Origin of the sequence: Paenibacillus oryzisoli (assembly GCF_050467285.1) — a bacterium.
Taxonomy (GTDB): domain Bacteria; phylum Bacillota; class Bacilli; order Paenibacillales; family NBRC-103111; genus Paenibacillus_E; species Paenibacillus_E oryzisoli_A.
Map to the genome: position 1 here is coordinate 596,960 of NZ_JBCMUN010000005.1, position 15,394 is coordinate 612,353.

A 15,394-nucleotide genomic window follows, 5' to 3' on the forward strand; every position below is an offset into this window, starting at 1 on the left:
TTATGTCACGATGCCATCCCTTACACAATGCACGCTCAGATCAGCTTGTGCATAATATGAAAGCCCAGAAGGCGGGCTTTATGGTAGATTGCGACGAAAAAGGTGCAGCGTCATGACTGACGATACACCTTGATTATTTTACTTTGCTTTATCCTTTAACTGAACCAGCGGTCACCTGCATGAACGATTTATTCGCCAAAATATAAACCAGCAGCATCGGTAAGATCGACAAGCAAGCTCCGGCCATCATCAGATTCGTCTGCATGGCCGCGGACGAGCCGTAGCGAAGATTGGCAAGCCCGACGGTCAGTGTCTGCAGCTTCGGATTGGTCATCGTAAACACGAGAGGTAAAATATATTCATTCCACGCATGCCGAAAGGCAAACAAACCGGAAACCCCGAGCCCCGGCGTTAGCAGGGGAAGAATGATCTTAAAGAAGTTGCGTGAGAAACTGGAGCCGTCAATCATAGCCGCCTCATCAAGATCTCGCGGAATTGCTTTAAAGAATCCGAGCAGGATAAAGAATGTGCTCGCATGTGCACTAATCAAAATGAGAATGACGCCCCAAAGCGTCGTATTCAGATGCAGCTTGACCATCAAGTCGAACTGCGGTCGGAGCACAACGGCTCCGACTGAGATGAACATCGTCGATGCCTGGATGCCCACATACAGCGCCTTTCCCGGAAACTCCCTGCGGTCTACTACATACGCGGCCATCGATGCTACGAGCAGCGTACCGACCGTCACCGCTACGCTTAAGAACACGCTGTTCCATGTATATTGCGCGAACTTCGTTTGCCTCCAAGCCTCAGCGTAATTGGAAAACTGCCATACCTGCGGCAGTATGCTGCCTCCGCTCATTAGTTCGGCATTGCTTTTAAGCGAGCCGGCTAAGGTCATTAGCACAGGGAACAACGTCAGCAGTGCCGTGATAAGAAGAAAGGCCGTCAGGACAATCCAACCGGCAATCTTAACGAGGCGCAGGTACGCCGGCTGCTCTGCTCGCGATATCGTTAATTCATTCATGTCTGTACACCTCCCCGAGCTAGAACACCTTGCTCATTCTTCGACTGAAATAAAAGTATATGGCCGTAATCGCTCCGACAATGACGGCGGTAGTAAAGCCAACCGCGCTGCCGTAGCCGATCTGCTGAGTGACAGGCGCCCCTGTGGATACCGGGAACAGCAGCTTGTAGAGGTACAAATACATAACCTCCGTGCGTCCGATCGGACCACCCTCCGTCATGACCATAATGCTTTCATAGCCCTTGAAGGAAGCGATGATCGCGAGCATAATAATCATCTGCATCACCGGTCCGAGCATCGGAATCGTAATATGCCGAAAGCGCTGCCCCGCATTCGCTCCGTCAATTGCCGCGCTTTCGTACAGGTCGTTCGGAATGCTCTGCAGTCCCGCCAGGAACAGTAGCATATAATTTCCGACCGCTCCCCATGCCGCCACGATAATAACCGTCAGCATCGCATATTTCGGACCGAGCCATTCAATCGGCTGTGAGATGATCGAGTATTGAAGCAGCAGTTGGTTCACCATGCCGTTGTAGGAATTGAAAATAATAAAAAATACGACAGAAATGACAGAGGTACTAATCACTGTCGGCATGAAATAGATCGCACGCAGCAGTCCGCGGCCCTGCAGCTTCCCGTTAAGAATCACGGCGAGCAGCAGCGATAGCGGAATTGTGATGATCAGCTTACCTGCTGCGTAAATAAACGTATTTTTGACCGATTCCCAAAACTGTACGTCGGTCGCAAGCCTGCGGAAGTTATCAAGGCCTACGAACACCTCCGCGCCATAGCCTGCGTAATCGTAGAACATGTATCGCAGCACCCAGACTAATGGGTATATGCCCAAAGCAAGGGTCAGGATGACGCTTGGTAAAAGAAAGATTGTGTTTTCACTCAGCCTTCTCCATGCGGACATACGTCCTCCTCCTCCTCCATAACTTGTTGTCTAAAGCTAATCTCATGACTGTTACCACCCTATTACGAATCCATTTGCAAACGACAAAGAGCCTTCGCCGCAACTTCTGCGAAAGCTCCTGCCCTCGCTGCTTATTTGCCCTGCAGCTTGGCCGGATCAAAGCCTGGGTCTGGCGTAACCTTCACATCGCCCTTCTGAACTGCTTTTTCCAAAGCCGCATTGTAGCGGGTATTCAAATCCTGAACGATCTTCGCCACATCTCCGCCGGACAGCATGTATTTGATAAAGGCGTCCGCATAATTCATGCCCTCAGGCGTCACGTTTGGCGATACCGGCCAGAGCGAGTCCAGCTTGCCTACCAGGAAGCCTTCCATGCCAGGAACTTCAGGCTGCTTCGCTTTCTGTGCGATGCTCGGCACAACCGCGATGCCAAAGCCCTTCTCGTGGTACGTCGTCAACACCTCATCGCCATGCATGAATTGCATGAACTTCCAGGCTGCATCCTTGTTCTGAGAAGTATTGCTGAGCCCGAGCCATGTGCCCGCCGATACGATCTCGGAGGTACCGCCCCGCTTGCCATCCAACGTCGGAGGAAGTGCCCCCGCCCAGTTAATCTTCGTCGGGAACTGATCCTTGTACACGCCCGGCTCCGTCGAGAAGGACATGTACATCCCGATCTTGCCAGCCGCGAACTGAGCCCGCATCGGATCGATATCCAGCGTTTCCGCTCCCGGTATAATGCTTCCGTCATCATACATTTTCTTGAAATACTTCATCGCCTCTGCGTACGGGGCAAAGTCGAATTTACCTGTTTTAATATCAAAGCCGAGCCCTTGGTAGCCGCTAAGCGATAAAATTTCCCGAATAGATCGGTCAAAGGCGCTCTTCGGATTTTTGAAGTTGAGCGCGAAGCCATACACGCCGTCTTTCTTGCCAACTTCGGTAATTTTCTTCGCTGCATCGACCATCTCCTGAAGCGATTGCGGCGGATTCTGAATGCCAGCTTTCGCGAACAAGTCCTTGTTATACACTAGCCGCAGGGTAAGCCCTGTATTCGGCAGCGAGTACAGCTTGCCGTCGAAGCGGTTGACTCCGTCGATCAGCACGGTCGAAAACTTCGTTTTGAGATCATCGGTCAAATACGAATCGATAGGAGCCAGGTAGCCTTTTTTATAAAAGGTTTCCGTATTGGCGCTTTTCAACCGAAGCACGTCCGGCGCCTGATTGCTGGAGAACGCGATATCGACGCTTTGATTATAGTTCTCCGACATAACGGTTAATTCAACTTCGATATTGTCTTTGTTTGTCGTGTTGAACTGGTTGATCAGCTCTTTGATGTACTCCTGGTCATGGCGATCGTCCGTCCAGTATTTAACAATCTTTTTCTGTGCAGGCTTTGAGGTCTGTTCGCCGTCCTTGACCGCATTCGTGTCCGCGCCTCCGCATCCCGTCAAACCGATCGTCAAGGCTACGCCAAGCCCGAGTCCTACTATTTTTTTCATTGTCTGAGCTACCCCATTTCATAATATCTTGTATTCCTGTCTTTAATTATAGACTACCCCAAAGAAAAAGAGAGTGGGGTGTGTCCACTCTCTAGGGTGACAAAACGATGATACAATGCGCCGTAAAGCAGCTCTTGTCCGTTCTTTGCTCTAGATCAATCCAGATTTTTGCAAAAGCCTTCTTATGATAACAGCAACTTCAGCACGGGTGATATTGCTTTTCGGCGCCAATAGATGACTGTCTCTGCCGGTAATGATGCCGCTCTTGATGCTGGTGGCGATACTGCTCCTCGCAAAGTCAGATGAGCTGTCTGCATCTTCAAAGCCTGCTAGCAATGCTTCCGCTTCACTGGCTTGGAGCTCAACCTTCAACCCGGTGAGCTTCATCGCTCTGGCCGCCATGGTCATCGCCTGTTCACGGGAAATTCGATCCGCAGGCCCGAAGATTCCACTTCCGTACCCGTCAATAATACCGTATTCGTAAGCCGTCGCTACAGCGTCGTAATACCAGCTGCCTTTCGTGACATCCATGAACAGGTCCTTGCCTGTGCCTGGACGCAGGAGTCCCAGACCTTTGACGATCATCGCGGCAAACTCCGCGCGGGTCATGTCTCTGTCCGGCTCGAACCTGCCGACTCCGGTGCCGTCAATGATCAGTCTGGAGGCCATGTCGTTCACCGCTTCCTTCGCCCAATGCGCATTGACGTCCGCAAAGGCTTTAGGGCTGTTAATGACCGCATAGATGCTATTGGTCATGGAGCTGATTTTGGCATAGCGTTTGCCGTCGATGACTGTCGTTGTCGTTGGCACAGGGGAGAAGGTTCCGTCCGCGTTCAGGACAACCCCGGTTATCAGCTTGCCCTGATCGGCGCCATCCGGAAGCGCGATGGTTCTTTCCACATAACCGTTGAATTTGGACACTTCCACCGTTTTGCCATCGCTGTTGCCCGTAATTTCGAACGAAACCGGCTTAACGACAATCTGGTAACCGTTTTGACTTGCTGTGTCTTGCACCGCCTTTTCCGTTTGGGCCGAAGCCGTGGAAATCGTGATATTGATTTTCAGATTGTCTAATGCCGCCTGAGACCCCAGTTCCTGGGATACGGCATTAATATTGATTAGGGCTGCGGGTACCTTATACGTCGCATTCCCTGTCTTGATCTCCAGCACGGCTTCCTTCGCTTCCATGCTCTTGATCATCTGACCGGTCAATTCTACGACCACCACGTCCGATGGGGTATTCACCGGAATCGTCAAGGTTGCGCCCTTGCCTTCCTGCGACAACGTTTGCTCCAGCTTGCTCGGGTCCACAGAAACGGTCGTGACGGTTTTATCACCTTGCTGAGCGTTGCTGTTTGCGTCAGGATTACCCGTTGCCGGCGGCGAAGTTGTGCCTTGATCGCTTCCGCTGGAATCATTACCGGACCCGCCGTTATCTTCAGATGGAGCCGCATTGACTGTCAAACTGATCATCGCGGTATCCGTTACGTCATTGACCCAAGCCGTTCCATTCCATACCTGCTTTTGATACGTGGCAGTTATCGTAAATACTCCGGGTAGGGAAGGTGTATAGTACGATTGGTATACCTGATCTGTTACTGTAAAAACGCCAGATTTGCCGGTTTCGGAGGAGCTCCACGTTGCCGGGTAATAACGCTCGTCCCCGATGTTTGTCGGTGTGACGTTCTGTCTGCCGCCCTCTGCCGTTAAGGTGACGGATTGTCCCACCACCACCTGGCTTGGGTAAACGCTCAGGCTGTTGCCCGCTTGGTTAATCGGCGCATATACCTGCAAGGTCACCGTTTTGGTGTCTGTCGCTCCGTTCATCCAGGACGAGCCGTTCCAGCTCATCTTCTGGAACGTAGCCGTTACGGTATGTGTTCCGACTTCCAAGGCCGTATAGCTTGATGTGTATGCTCCCTCATCGGCATTCCAGTTAAAGCTGTCGCTTTTTCCGGTTTCCGTGGACGACCAGTTTGTGGGGATAAATTTTTCGTCTCCCACCAGAGAGCCATCCATGGATTGTCTGTCCCCTTCAGCCGTTATCGTTACCGTGTCACCTGCCGCTACTCTGCTGCGGTCGAGGGTTACGGTGTTGTTGGCTGCATCGGCTTTAACGGAATCATCGTCCGATGCAGCAGTAATGAAGATCGTAAACTGCTTCTCGGTGGAAAGTCCACCTCCGTCCGTACTTTTGACTCGGATCCAATAGCTATTCTTCGCATCATAAAGGAATGGCGTCACCGTCTGCAAGGTATTCCCGGAAATGATGAAGCTGCTATTGTCATCATCCCCTGTACCTGCTACCAGCTCATAAGTAAAGGTGTCTTCCGTATCGGGGTCGACAGTGGAGAATGTTCCGACACTGCTTCCTGGAGCCGTATTTTCAGGTATGCTGTCATTCGTTAGCGTAATGTTCGTAGGTGCGTTATTCAAACTTGAAACTGAAACATCATCATAAAGCACATTCGCAGTCGTTGTTCGGAACCCGATTTTCCCTTCGGTTAGTTCCGTTACAGGATTGGTCCAGACGGTCTTTAATTCTCCATCTACATAGCCACGAATGATATTCCCTTGAATGATAACCTTCACGGTATACCATTGCTTCGTAACCGCTGTAAACGCGGAGCTGGATACATTGGTTAGAACGCCATCAACAGCTTTAAACAGCTCCAGCTTTTTTGAAGATGAATTGATTCTGTACATATAGTAATTATTTGAATCCTTCACCCGGAATATAATTCCTGCGTTTGAATCCGATATTGGAAGTTTCATTTTCGCTTCATACATGTAATCCGTCCACGACTCACCCGCAGTAATGAAGGCTGTTGTGCTAGCTTTCTGGGTCAGCGCTTGCGTGTCATTATCTGCTAATACCCCCCAGGTACCTGAAGACTTACTCCATCCAGTGGAATTTCCATCTTCAAAGTCGTCGCTGAAGAGGATCGCTTTCGGCGTGGGATCAACTGGTGTTTCATCCAGATCGGTTATATGAATAATAAAGCTTTTCTCAACATATAATCCGCCTGAATCTGTGCTCCTCACCCGGATGCTGTAGCTGTCCTTGGTTTCGTAATCCGTTGTCGTACGGAGAACCAGCGTGTTCCCAAGCACGGGAATAGAGAAGCTGTTGTTGTCAGTATCTCCTTCCCCTGCCACAAGCACATAAGAAAATATATCCTGGTCATCAGGGTCAACTGTGGAGAAGGTTCCAACGGTGCTGCCTGCAGTCGTATTTTCCACAACGAGATCATTTGAAAGCATAATATCAGTCGGCGCCTCATTAATAGCGGAAACGAAGGCATCGTCAAACAGTACTTTGGCCGAAGTGGTTCGGAAACCGACGCCTCCTGTTGTTAATTCTTGGGCGGGATTCGTCCAGTTCGTCATTAATACGCCGTCCACATAAGCTTTGACCGTATTTCCTTGAACATCCACTTTTACCGAATACCACATCTTCGCAGGTGTGAACGGAGTTTCGGCTACAGCAGTCATGGTTCCGTTTATGGATTTAAACAGTTCCAGCTTTTTGGACTTTGCATTGATGCGGTACATATAGAAATTATTTTCATCCTGCACCCTGAAGAGAAGGCCGCCGTTCTCCTCTCCGTTGATGAATGGCAGTTTCGTTCTGGCTTCATAGCTATAATCCGTCCATGAAGCACCGGCGTTGGCCGTAATCAGAGAAGTCTTTGTCTGATTCCAGCTGGACAGGACGCCGTTTCCGTTATCATCCTGAACTGTCCAGTTACCCGCAAAGCTGGTCCATTTCTCGGTATCCCCAGTTTCGAAATCATCGCTAAAGATAGGCGGAGTCGTATTGGCGATGACGACTCCCTTCACATTTTCATTCCTAACGGATGCCTTCAGGTCGCTCAGGCTTCTCGCAAGCTGGCCCTTCACATAAACGTTCGTGAACGTCAAACCGTCCACCATTCCGCCATTGGTTGGATTTCCTTGAATCTGCGATGTCCCACCCGTCTGGCGAACATTAATGTTCTTGAACAGGATATTCTTTACATCTCCGGATGTGCTAGTGGATACCCTGAACCAATAGTTGCCGAATTGATTAATACCGACTCGTTCGATATCGATATTCTCGAACGTAACATTTTGCGCGTAACCTTCCTCCGGAAGCGGATTGCTTGTATAAGCATGATCGACAAGCAGCGCTCTCGCGCTTTGATACACATATGAATTCCGGATGGTTACGTTGATTTGGGGCGTGCATATGCCCATGCCAAGCTTAAACGCCGCAGTACGGGACCAGGCAAGGGCATCGTCAAAGACCACATTCTCCAAATGCTCAATTGCGCCAGGCCAATTCTTGGACATTCCCAGTTGCGGCCAGGTTTTGGTGGAGAAGGTATCATCGTCGGAGATCGCCATCGCATGCTTGACCAACACATCCTGACTTTCGTTAATATCGATGGCGTCATCCTCAAGGACATGCAGATTCTGGTAGCCCTTGTAATTCGTGATCGTCACATGGTCGGAACGAACGACGAGGAATGCCCAGAAACCGCCGTCGCGCAAAGTCAGTCCGTCAAAAGTAAAGTTGCTGGTTGCAATCGGCACCAGCAGATTATTGATGAATCCTTCCCCATTCTTGTGCGTCGGCGGAGGATTCGTCATCTTGCGTTTCCGCATCTCCACCCCTTTGCCGTCGATGGTTCCGCGTCCCCGCATCGTGATATTCTCGGAGTTGACTTCTGTACGGATAAAGTAGGTTCCATCCGAGATCGAATCCTTCCGGAAGTCATTCCGGTAATCCTCGCCCCTGCCTGTGCCGACAATGACAGCGCCTCCGGCTAGGTAGAAGGTGACGTTGCTTTTCAAGGTCAAATTGCTGGAGGTGTAGACGCCAGCCGGAATAAACACCGTGCCTCCACCGGCTGTATAGGCGTCGTCAATGGCTTGTTGAATAGCTCCCGACGTAATTGTAGCCCCTGTGTTGTCCGCATTGTACGGTGCTGCTGTCACATTATAGATTCCGGGACCCGAAGAAGCGGGAATTTCCGTCTCAAGTGGATCGGCCGCAATAACTAGTCTTTTCCTTATCTTCGCCGGATCGCTTTCATCTGCATTTTCATTCGGATCTTCATTAATATCCACGACCACGTAGGTGGAGGTAGACAGTGTAAACGTCAGCTTATTCCCATCGACCGTCCCCTGGATATTTTTAGCCAGCGGGCTGATGGAATACGAGGTAATCGGTTTGTTCGCCGTAACCTCAATGCTGACCGTTCCGGAAAAAGAAAACTCAGCATAGTCATATTCTGGCAAATATTGGATTACAGGAATCGTCTCATCATCTGCCTTTAATGAATACACATCGGATTGCGTATAAATGGAGGGCATCGGGTAGTTCTGAATCGTGGCCGGTCCACCTGTTGCCTCGAGCATTGCTACAGAATCGGCTTCATCTGCAGCGCCTGTTGAAGGAATGGAATCGTTGTCAATAGCGTAGACCGCACCTACTGTCTGTGGTACAAAAAGTGTGATCATGATCACAAACACTAAAAGAAGACTCATACCTTTTTTTATAAGCATACATACCTCCGCAAAATCAATATTCCTTCCTGCTGACTACTTTCAGTCACGTTTTTGTAAGCGCTGTCATTCCAAACAGTTCCGTTTATCTCGGTTGCCCCCCTCTCACGGAATTATTCATTTATTATAGTCCTTGTCCAAGAAGAATGGAGTGAGGTAATCTCACTCTCTAGGGATACAATTGTAAGGTTTTCTTTTCGGCGTTAAGTAACCTTAGTACTCCCGAGACTCGGCTGAGATTAAGGAGATCAGAAAGTTTCAGCTTTGCTGGAAACTAAAACATAATGGACCCACTTATTTTAGAAGTAAGCGCGTCCATTATCATTTTTGACTTATTCACACCTGAGCCTTGCACCTTCTTACAGTAACGGCAATCCTCCGCGGGGTGATATTGTTTTTTGACACAGATAGTCTTATTAATGCGTTCCAGTAACATCTAGCGTGACTTCCCTGACGGTTGCTTTCTTAAACGTAGAGTTGTCGATTTTCTCTTTGAGCTTTTCATAAAATACATCATCATCAAATGGAAGATCCACCCAACTATCCGTCCACGCTGATAAATGCATCGCATTGGAAAGACTCAGGCCCCTAATTCCCTCTATACCAGGAGCAATGAGCTGGGTGCCTTGTAAGATTGCGTTAACCCAGTCAACCAAGATGCCAACATGCTGAGTATTCTCACCTGGCGTAGGGACTTCACATTTCCAGCACTCAGGACTGCCAAAACCGCCTTTAAAATCGCGGTTAAACTCTCTTTCGGATACACGCAATCGCCAAAAAGTTAACTTGTTATCCTCAATAACAATTTTTCCCCGATCACCAGTAATTTCAAATCGATTTGTCCCTGGTGCTTCTCCAGTTGATGTCACAAACAGACCTGTAGCCCCGTTTTCGTACTCGACATAGGTGGTTACATCGTCTTCAACTTCAATATCATGATACTTTCCAAAAGACATGAAGGAGCGCACTCGTTTTGGCATGCCACACGTCCACTGCCATAGATCCAGTTGGTGCGGATCTTGATTGAGCAGTACGCCGCCGCCTTCACCTGACCAAGTTGCACGCCATTCTCTTGCATCATAGTAGCTTTGAGGTCGGTACCAATTCGTGATAATCCAGATCGACCGTTTAATTTCGCCAAGCTCTCCGGAATCGATGAGCTCCTTCAATTTTCGATACACGGGATTGGTTCGCTGGTTGTACATAATCCCGAATACTTTATCGCTTTGTAACGCAACTTCATTCATCTCCCTGACGGCTTTCGTATAAACACCCGCCGGCTTTTCGATCATCGTATGATAACCATGCTTCAAAGCTTGAATCGCCAAAACCGGATGATCATAATGAAGTGTCGAGATAATCACGGCGTCGAAAGCTTTCGATTCAAAGAAAGCATCCAGATCATCGAATATCTTGACCTTATCGCTAAAGTTTTGTTTCGCCCAATCCAATCGATCGGCACTTATATCAAACACCGCTGTAAGTTCCGCATGGAGAACCTTTCCTGCGATGATATTTTTGGCATGTCCAGTACCCATACCCCCAATGCCTATAATTCCAATACGCACCTTTTCCATAATTACTCCTCCTCCTCCAGTTCGGCAAATCCTTTATGCAATATGATCCTTAAGCATTTCATAACTTTCGGGATAGCTCCTTGCATTACATTGGCCAAAATTTGCACAGTCGAAAATACCCTTAACCGAGTCGAAACATATCTTCTTCATTCTCATGAAGAAGGATTACGCTCATTTGTTGCCATCCTTTCGTTATTATATTTAAAATAGTATATCAACGATCATTTCTATTCATTGGGATTATTGCTAGATACATTGCAAATATTGCTTTTTCTCTTATAATGATTACTGAAGAGGTGGAGATCATGAGCACTCAAATTCTGCGCTACATTAGCAATCAATTTTCTATGGAACATAAGGTAACAGATTCTCCGAAGGAAGTTAAGACACACTTACACGACCGTTATGAATTGTTTTATTTTATTTCCGGAGATTTAACTTATTATATTGAAGGACAGGCTTACAAGCTTTTTCCAAACGATATCGTCATAACCAACTCAAGAGAGTTGCATAGAATTGTTTTTAACTCGAACGTCCGCTATGAAAGAAAGTATATCCAATTTAAGCCAGAGTACATTTCTGCTTTTCAAAAGGATGAATACAATATGCTTTACCATATTGAGAACAGGAAGTTAGGTTATTGCAACAAGATACCTGCGGAAGATGTGTTTGAATATAAAATAATCGAACTTTGGGAGCAAATCGAACAAACTACGCAGGAATCCTCTCCAGAAAGCCAAATCATGATGAAAGCGATTTTTGCTCAGATGCTGATCACGATTAATAAAATCTTTTCTAAATATAATCATACTTATATGGATCGACACAAATATGATGAGAAAATAGTGGCGATATTGGATTACCTTAACAAAAATCTAGAAGAAAAAATTTCACTAGACTTGCTGCAGCAGAAGTTTTATGTAAACAAATATTACTTATGCCACATCTTTAAATTGAATACGGGATTCACAGTCATTGAGTATATTACTTATAAAAGAATTATGAGCGCCATTGAGCTGCTCATGTCCGGAATGCCCGCACTAGATGCCGCTCATGCTGTTGGGTTTGGAGATTATTCAACCTTTTATAAGGCATTTAAAAATATTACTGGATTTTCTCCTAGAGAGTACGCTAGGAAATAGGTGCAAGCTGTATTTCGTTTACTAATCGACATGTGTGGTGTACGTAAAAAAACCAGAGCAATTTCGCACTGGTTTCTACTAGCTTAATCATTGCTATTCACCATACCACCACAATTCTCACACAATAACTGGTGTGATATTCCAGAATTAATTAGAAAACGGAGCCCGCAAACCCGCGGCGCTCCGTTTTTGATGTTCCATAATTCGTTAGAATTTGAAGTTCAGCCGTAAGTTAATAAGCGGTTTGTTGCAGAATTCGTTAGAAAAAATATTTAGAAATAATTCTACTTATGCATAATTATACAAAGCATGATTTGACACTAATCTTTCCTTCAATATTGTTATTAATTGGTTGTAATTACGACTGTCTTGTTTGAGGCATCCCATTTGACCTTAGCGCCTAATGCTTCACTGACAAGTCTAATAGGGACAAATGTACTTCCGTTGATTATTTGAACTTCTGTATCTAATTTCTTTACTTCTCCATTAATTTCCACTTCATTAGAACCTACCCGAAGTTTTATTGACAAATCTGATTTATCTGCAATAACAGAACGAGTATCATTCTCCCATGTTACTTTTGCATGTAATGCCTCGAATATTTTCCTCATAGGAACATATATTGACCCATTAATATTTTGAGGATCTTCTTCAGTCGGATATTCTTGAATTTTACCATCTATTTCTACAAATATGTGATCACCATAAGAAGTTACCACCCCATTCTCTTGTCTAACTTTTAACCAATTCAAAGAATCTTCACTGATAGGATTATTAGCTAAATATACTTCCCAAAGTTGGCTTTGACTTTCTAAAGTTGAAATATCCGATAAATCATTATTATTAAGTGATATCCTTCTCAGGTCCGTTTGTGAGGACAAAACTGATATATTGGAGATACCATTTCCATCCAAATAAAGTGATTGCAATTTATTAACTCTTTCTAATGGCATTAAATCAATAATACGATTATTTCGTAGTTCTAATGAAGATAATTTAGATTGACTTTCAATCCCATTGAGATTACTAATCAGATTATCATTTAACGTGAGTATTGAAAGTTGCGCAAGATTTCCTAGAAAATCAAGTGAGTTTATCCCATTATTATCTAAATAAAGTTCTCTTAACTTAGGCATTTTAGTTAATGGATCCAAATTTATAATTGGGTTATGACTAAGTTTTAGAAAACGTAATTGTTTCAAATCGCCAAGTGGTGTGAGATCTGTAATCTTGTTATGTTCTAGATATAGTTCACCTAATGCATCTGAACCATTCAATACCGAAAGGTCCGAGACCTCATTATTTGATAAAATCAGAGTTCGGAGTTTTAACTTAAGAAGAATATGAATATCAGATATTTGGTTATTGTGAAGATCGAGCCTATAAAGTTTAGATAGATTCTCAAGAAAGCTGATATCATTTAAATGAAGTGATCCTAAATTTAGATTCGCAAGATTTGTGAGTTGTTTGATTACACTTAAATCTTCGATCGGATTATTTGCTAATTCTAAGCCTCCTAGATTAATGAGACCATTTAGTGAATTAATATCTTTTATCAAATTATCTTGAACACCCAAGTAGCCCAAATTGAGCAGACTACTTAATGAACTTATATCTTCTATCTGATTCTCCTTAAGGTCAATAAATTTTAGTGAATGAAGTTCCGACAATGGGGAAATATCGCTAATTTGATTACGATAGGCAGTAAAATGTTCCAATTGTTTGAAATTTTTTAGCGGTGTAAGATCAGAAATTTGATTATCACTTAAATTTAATTCTTTTAGTTGCGAAACTCCTTTAAGGAAACTAATATCAGTAATATTGCTCGCAGCTAAATCCAAATGTTCTAGTTGTTTCATTTCCCCCAATAATTCCATATTACTCAATTTATTGTATCTAAGAGTTAATACTCTAAGATTCTTCAAGCCCACGATTGGACTAATATCTTTAATTTCATTTACTGCCAAGAATAAATTCCTTAAATTTGTCGCATGCTCCAATCCATTTAAATTAGTAATCCCTTGCCAAGCAGTTGGTCCCAAAGTAACCAATTTATCCATGTCAGCTTGTGTTATAGGAGAATTGTCTTTGTTCAATTGTTTACGTATAACTTTTTCAAGCGCATGATCCTCAATAGTTACAACATTACTTACATCTGCAACAGCTGTAAAAGGAAAATTAAGAGCAGCGAAAAAGAAACTAAGTATTACAATACTCAAAAAAGAAAACCTTCTCACAAAAAAACCTCCTAATTGATTGGAAAGCGGAGTCTGCAAACCCGCGTGACTCCGTTTTGGTTGTTGCAGAATTCGTTAAAAAAATGAACATTCAACTGAATACGTTTATAGAAGGAAATCTCATCTTTGCAAAAGGAGACTCGAGATTTTCTAATTGACTATTTGCAATTTCAATGATTTTTTCTAGACTTGAAGTCTTATCGAAAAAAGCCTCAATATATTAAGTTCTCCTTCAATAGCTTGAGTGAGAGACTCTTCGGCGATCCGGTCATAGTGAGATGCTATACCAATTCCATCAATCATTTCTTCACCCCGGAACGATCTCAAGTAACCATCTGACCATTCGCCGACATGGATAATTGCTGTTTTTTCCGTGCGACTGTAGACGAGTTTATTCCCTTTCGGTAACATTACAAAATCAAGTGCAATTCCCCAGGAAATGTAGCCGCGATTTCCGCTTCTTGTAAATCTACCGTAGTGAACTATTTTTCTAATTCCGTTTATACTTTCGCTAACCCAAGTGCAATCGCCGCGCCATATTAGACCTAATCTAGATACTCGTGGTGAAATAATATTGTCCAATAAGTTTAGTAAAGCTTGTCCGGTAATGGGTTCTCCTTGATATTTGTAACGAACAATATTAACTTCAATTTCTAATTTGCGGCTTAATAATTTAGCCCTGACTCTATCGATAAGCTTGTTAAACATAGGTTTCCTTTCGACAAAGATTCTGTATACTATTCAGTTAATTTACCCTTGTGTAAGTCCCTTTAAAATAGGTTCTCGATACTCCATATCTTTTTCGTTTAACTCTAATTTATTTTCTTTCAAATCTAAATTAAGATAGATCTCCGCGTACTCGCTTTCCTGGCCGTTATCGAAAAACAATTTATATTTTTTGCTCGTGCTAGTACTCTCTAAAACAAATTCAGTTAAGACAACCTCATTCTTCATTTTATTGGCGTTACTGCCTGTATACAACTCGCTTAATGCCTTTACAAAACGATCAGACTCCTCGCCAATACGCATAAGATGTACTCCGTTCTTAGTAAAACCGTTGCCTTTAGCTGTGTTAATAACTACTTTAAATCCAACCGTTTCATCGTTATATTTCCCTTTCACAACATAAGCATGGGTACTGTCATGTTTATCTTGGCTAATTATTTGAAAAGTAAGATCAATAAAATCCTGTTTATCTTTGTTAAGTGTTATCTGTTGATTAACTAAAACGGCTTCATCCGAAAGAGTAAGTTTTTTGCTGTCTGAGTTTTTATAAATACTAATGAAATAAAAAGATATGATAAGAACTACTATAGTAGCAGCTATAATTACATGTTTATACATTTTATAAAAGACTCCTTTATAAATACTTACAGTGAACGCCTACCATATTATTCCATAATCCCCTTCGCATGTTCCTCTGCTTTTTTCTTCCCCCAG

9 protein-coding genes are annotated in these 15,394 nt (G+C 44.4%); 1 reads left to right on the plus strand and 8 read right to left on the minus strand.

The window, feature by feature from the left end; translation table 11 throughout:
- Positions 1-148: 148 nt before the first annotated feature.
- The 5 genes from ABE504_RS08545 to ABE504_RS08565 form a co-directional block, all read right to left on the minus strand.
- A complete protein-coding gene (locus ABE504_RS08545; RefSeq protein WP_430087099.1) occupies positions 149-1,027 on the minus strand; it encodes a carbohydrate ABC transporter permease in 879 nt (292 codons plus the stop codon).
- Positions 1,028-1,046: 19 nt separating this feature from the next.
- The gene (locus ABE504_RS08550) at positions 1,047-1,943 is read right to left on the minus strand and encodes a carbohydrate ABC transporter permease (protein ID WP_430087102.1); all 897 of its coding nucleotides are present in this window, start codon (positions 1,941-1,943) and stop codon (positions 1,047-1,049) included.
- Between the two features lie 131 nt (positions 1,944-2,074).
- Positions 2,075-3,445: an ABC transporter substrate-binding protein gene (locus tag ABE504_RS08555; protein WP_430087105.1), complete on the minus strand. Its 1,371-nt coding sequence runs from the start codon at positions 3,443-3,445 to the stop codon at positions 2,075-2,077.
- Between the two features lie 150 nt (positions 3,446-3,595).
- On the minus strand, positions 3,596-8,998 hold the full coding sequence (locus tag ABE504_RS08560; RefSeq protein ID WP_430087108.1) for an S-layer homology domain-containing protein: 5,403 nt from the start codon (positions 8,996-8,998) through the stop codon (positions 3,596-3,598).
- Positions 8,999-9,414: 416 nt separating this feature from the next.
- On the minus strand, positions 9,415-10,575 hold the full coding sequence (locus tag ABE504_RS08565; protein ID WP_430087111.1) for a Gfo/Idh/MocA family protein: 1,161 nt from the start codon (positions 10,573-10,575) through the stop codon (positions 9,415-9,417).
- Positions 10,576-10,880: 305 nt separating this feature from the next.
- Here ABE504_RS08565 and ABE504_RS08570 point away from each other — a divergent pair, with 305 nt between their 5' ends.
- Positions 10,881-11,717, plus strand: a complete 837-nt coding sequence (locus ABE504_RS08570; RefSeq protein ID WP_430087113.1) for a helix-turn-helix domain-containing protein — start codon at positions 10,881-10,883, stop codon at positions 11,715-11,717.
- 344 nt (positions 11,718-12,061) lie between these two features.
- Here ABE504_RS08570 and ABE504_RS08575 read toward each other — a convergent pair whose 3' ends face one another.
- The 3 genes from ABE504_RS08575 to ABE504_RS08585 form a co-directional block, all read right to left on the minus strand.
- A complete protein-coding gene (locus tag ABE504_RS08575; protein ID WP_430087115.1) occupies positions 12,062-13,954 on the minus strand; it encodes a leucine-rich repeat domain-containing protein in 1,893 nt (630 codons plus the stop codon).
- Positions 13,955-14,137: 183 nt separating this feature from the next.
- Positions 14,138-14,662: a hypothetical protein gene (locus tag ABE504_RS08580; RefSeq protein ID WP_430087117.1), complete on the minus strand. Its 525-nt coding sequence runs from the start codon at positions 14,660-14,662 to the stop codon at positions 14,138-14,140.
- A gap of 42 nt (positions 14,663-14,704) precedes the next feature.
- Positions 14,705-15,298 (minus strand): hypothetical protein, encoded by a 594-nt coding sequence (locus tag ABE504_RS08585; RefSeq protein WP_430087120.1) that lies wholly within the window; start codon positions 15,296-15,298, stop codon positions 14,705-14,707.
- Between the last annotated feature and the right edge of the window lie 96 nt (positions 15,299-15,394).

Bases quoted from the DNA above. Each gene is read 5' to 3' on its own strand.
- ABE504_RS08580 (WP_430087117.1), bottom strand. From the start codon at position 14,662: ATGTTTAACAAGCTTATCGATAGAGTCAGGGCTAAATTATTAAGCCGC.
- ABE504_RS08550 (WP_430087102.1), bottom strand. From the start codon at position 1,943: ATGTCCGCATGGAGAAGGCTGAGTGAAAACACAATCTTTCTTTTACCA.
- ABE504_RS08585 (WP_430087120.1), bottom strand. From the start codon at position 15,298: ATGTATAAACATGTAATTATAGCTGCTACTATAGTAGTTCTTATCATA.
- ABE504_RS08555 (WP_430087105.1), bottom strand. From the start codon at position 3,445: ATGAAAAAAATAGTAGGACTCGGGCTTGGCGTAGCCTTGACGATCGGT.
- ABE504_RS08565 (WP_430087111.1), bottom strand. From the start codon at position 10,575: ATGGAAAAGGTGCGTATTGGAATTATAGGCATTGGGGGTATGGGTACT.
- ABE504_RS08570 (WP_430087113.1), top strand. From the start codon at position 10,881: ATGAGCACTCAAATTCTGCGCTACATTAGCAATCAATTTTCTATGGAA.
- ABE504_RS08560 (WP_430087108.1), bottom strand. From the start codon at position 8,998: ATGCTTATAAAAAAAGGTATGAGTCTTCTTTTAGTGTTTGTGATCATG.
- ABE504_RS08545 (WP_430087099.1), bottom strand. From the start codon at position 1,027: ATGAATGAATTAACGATATCGCGAGCAGAGCAGCCGGCGTACCTGCGC.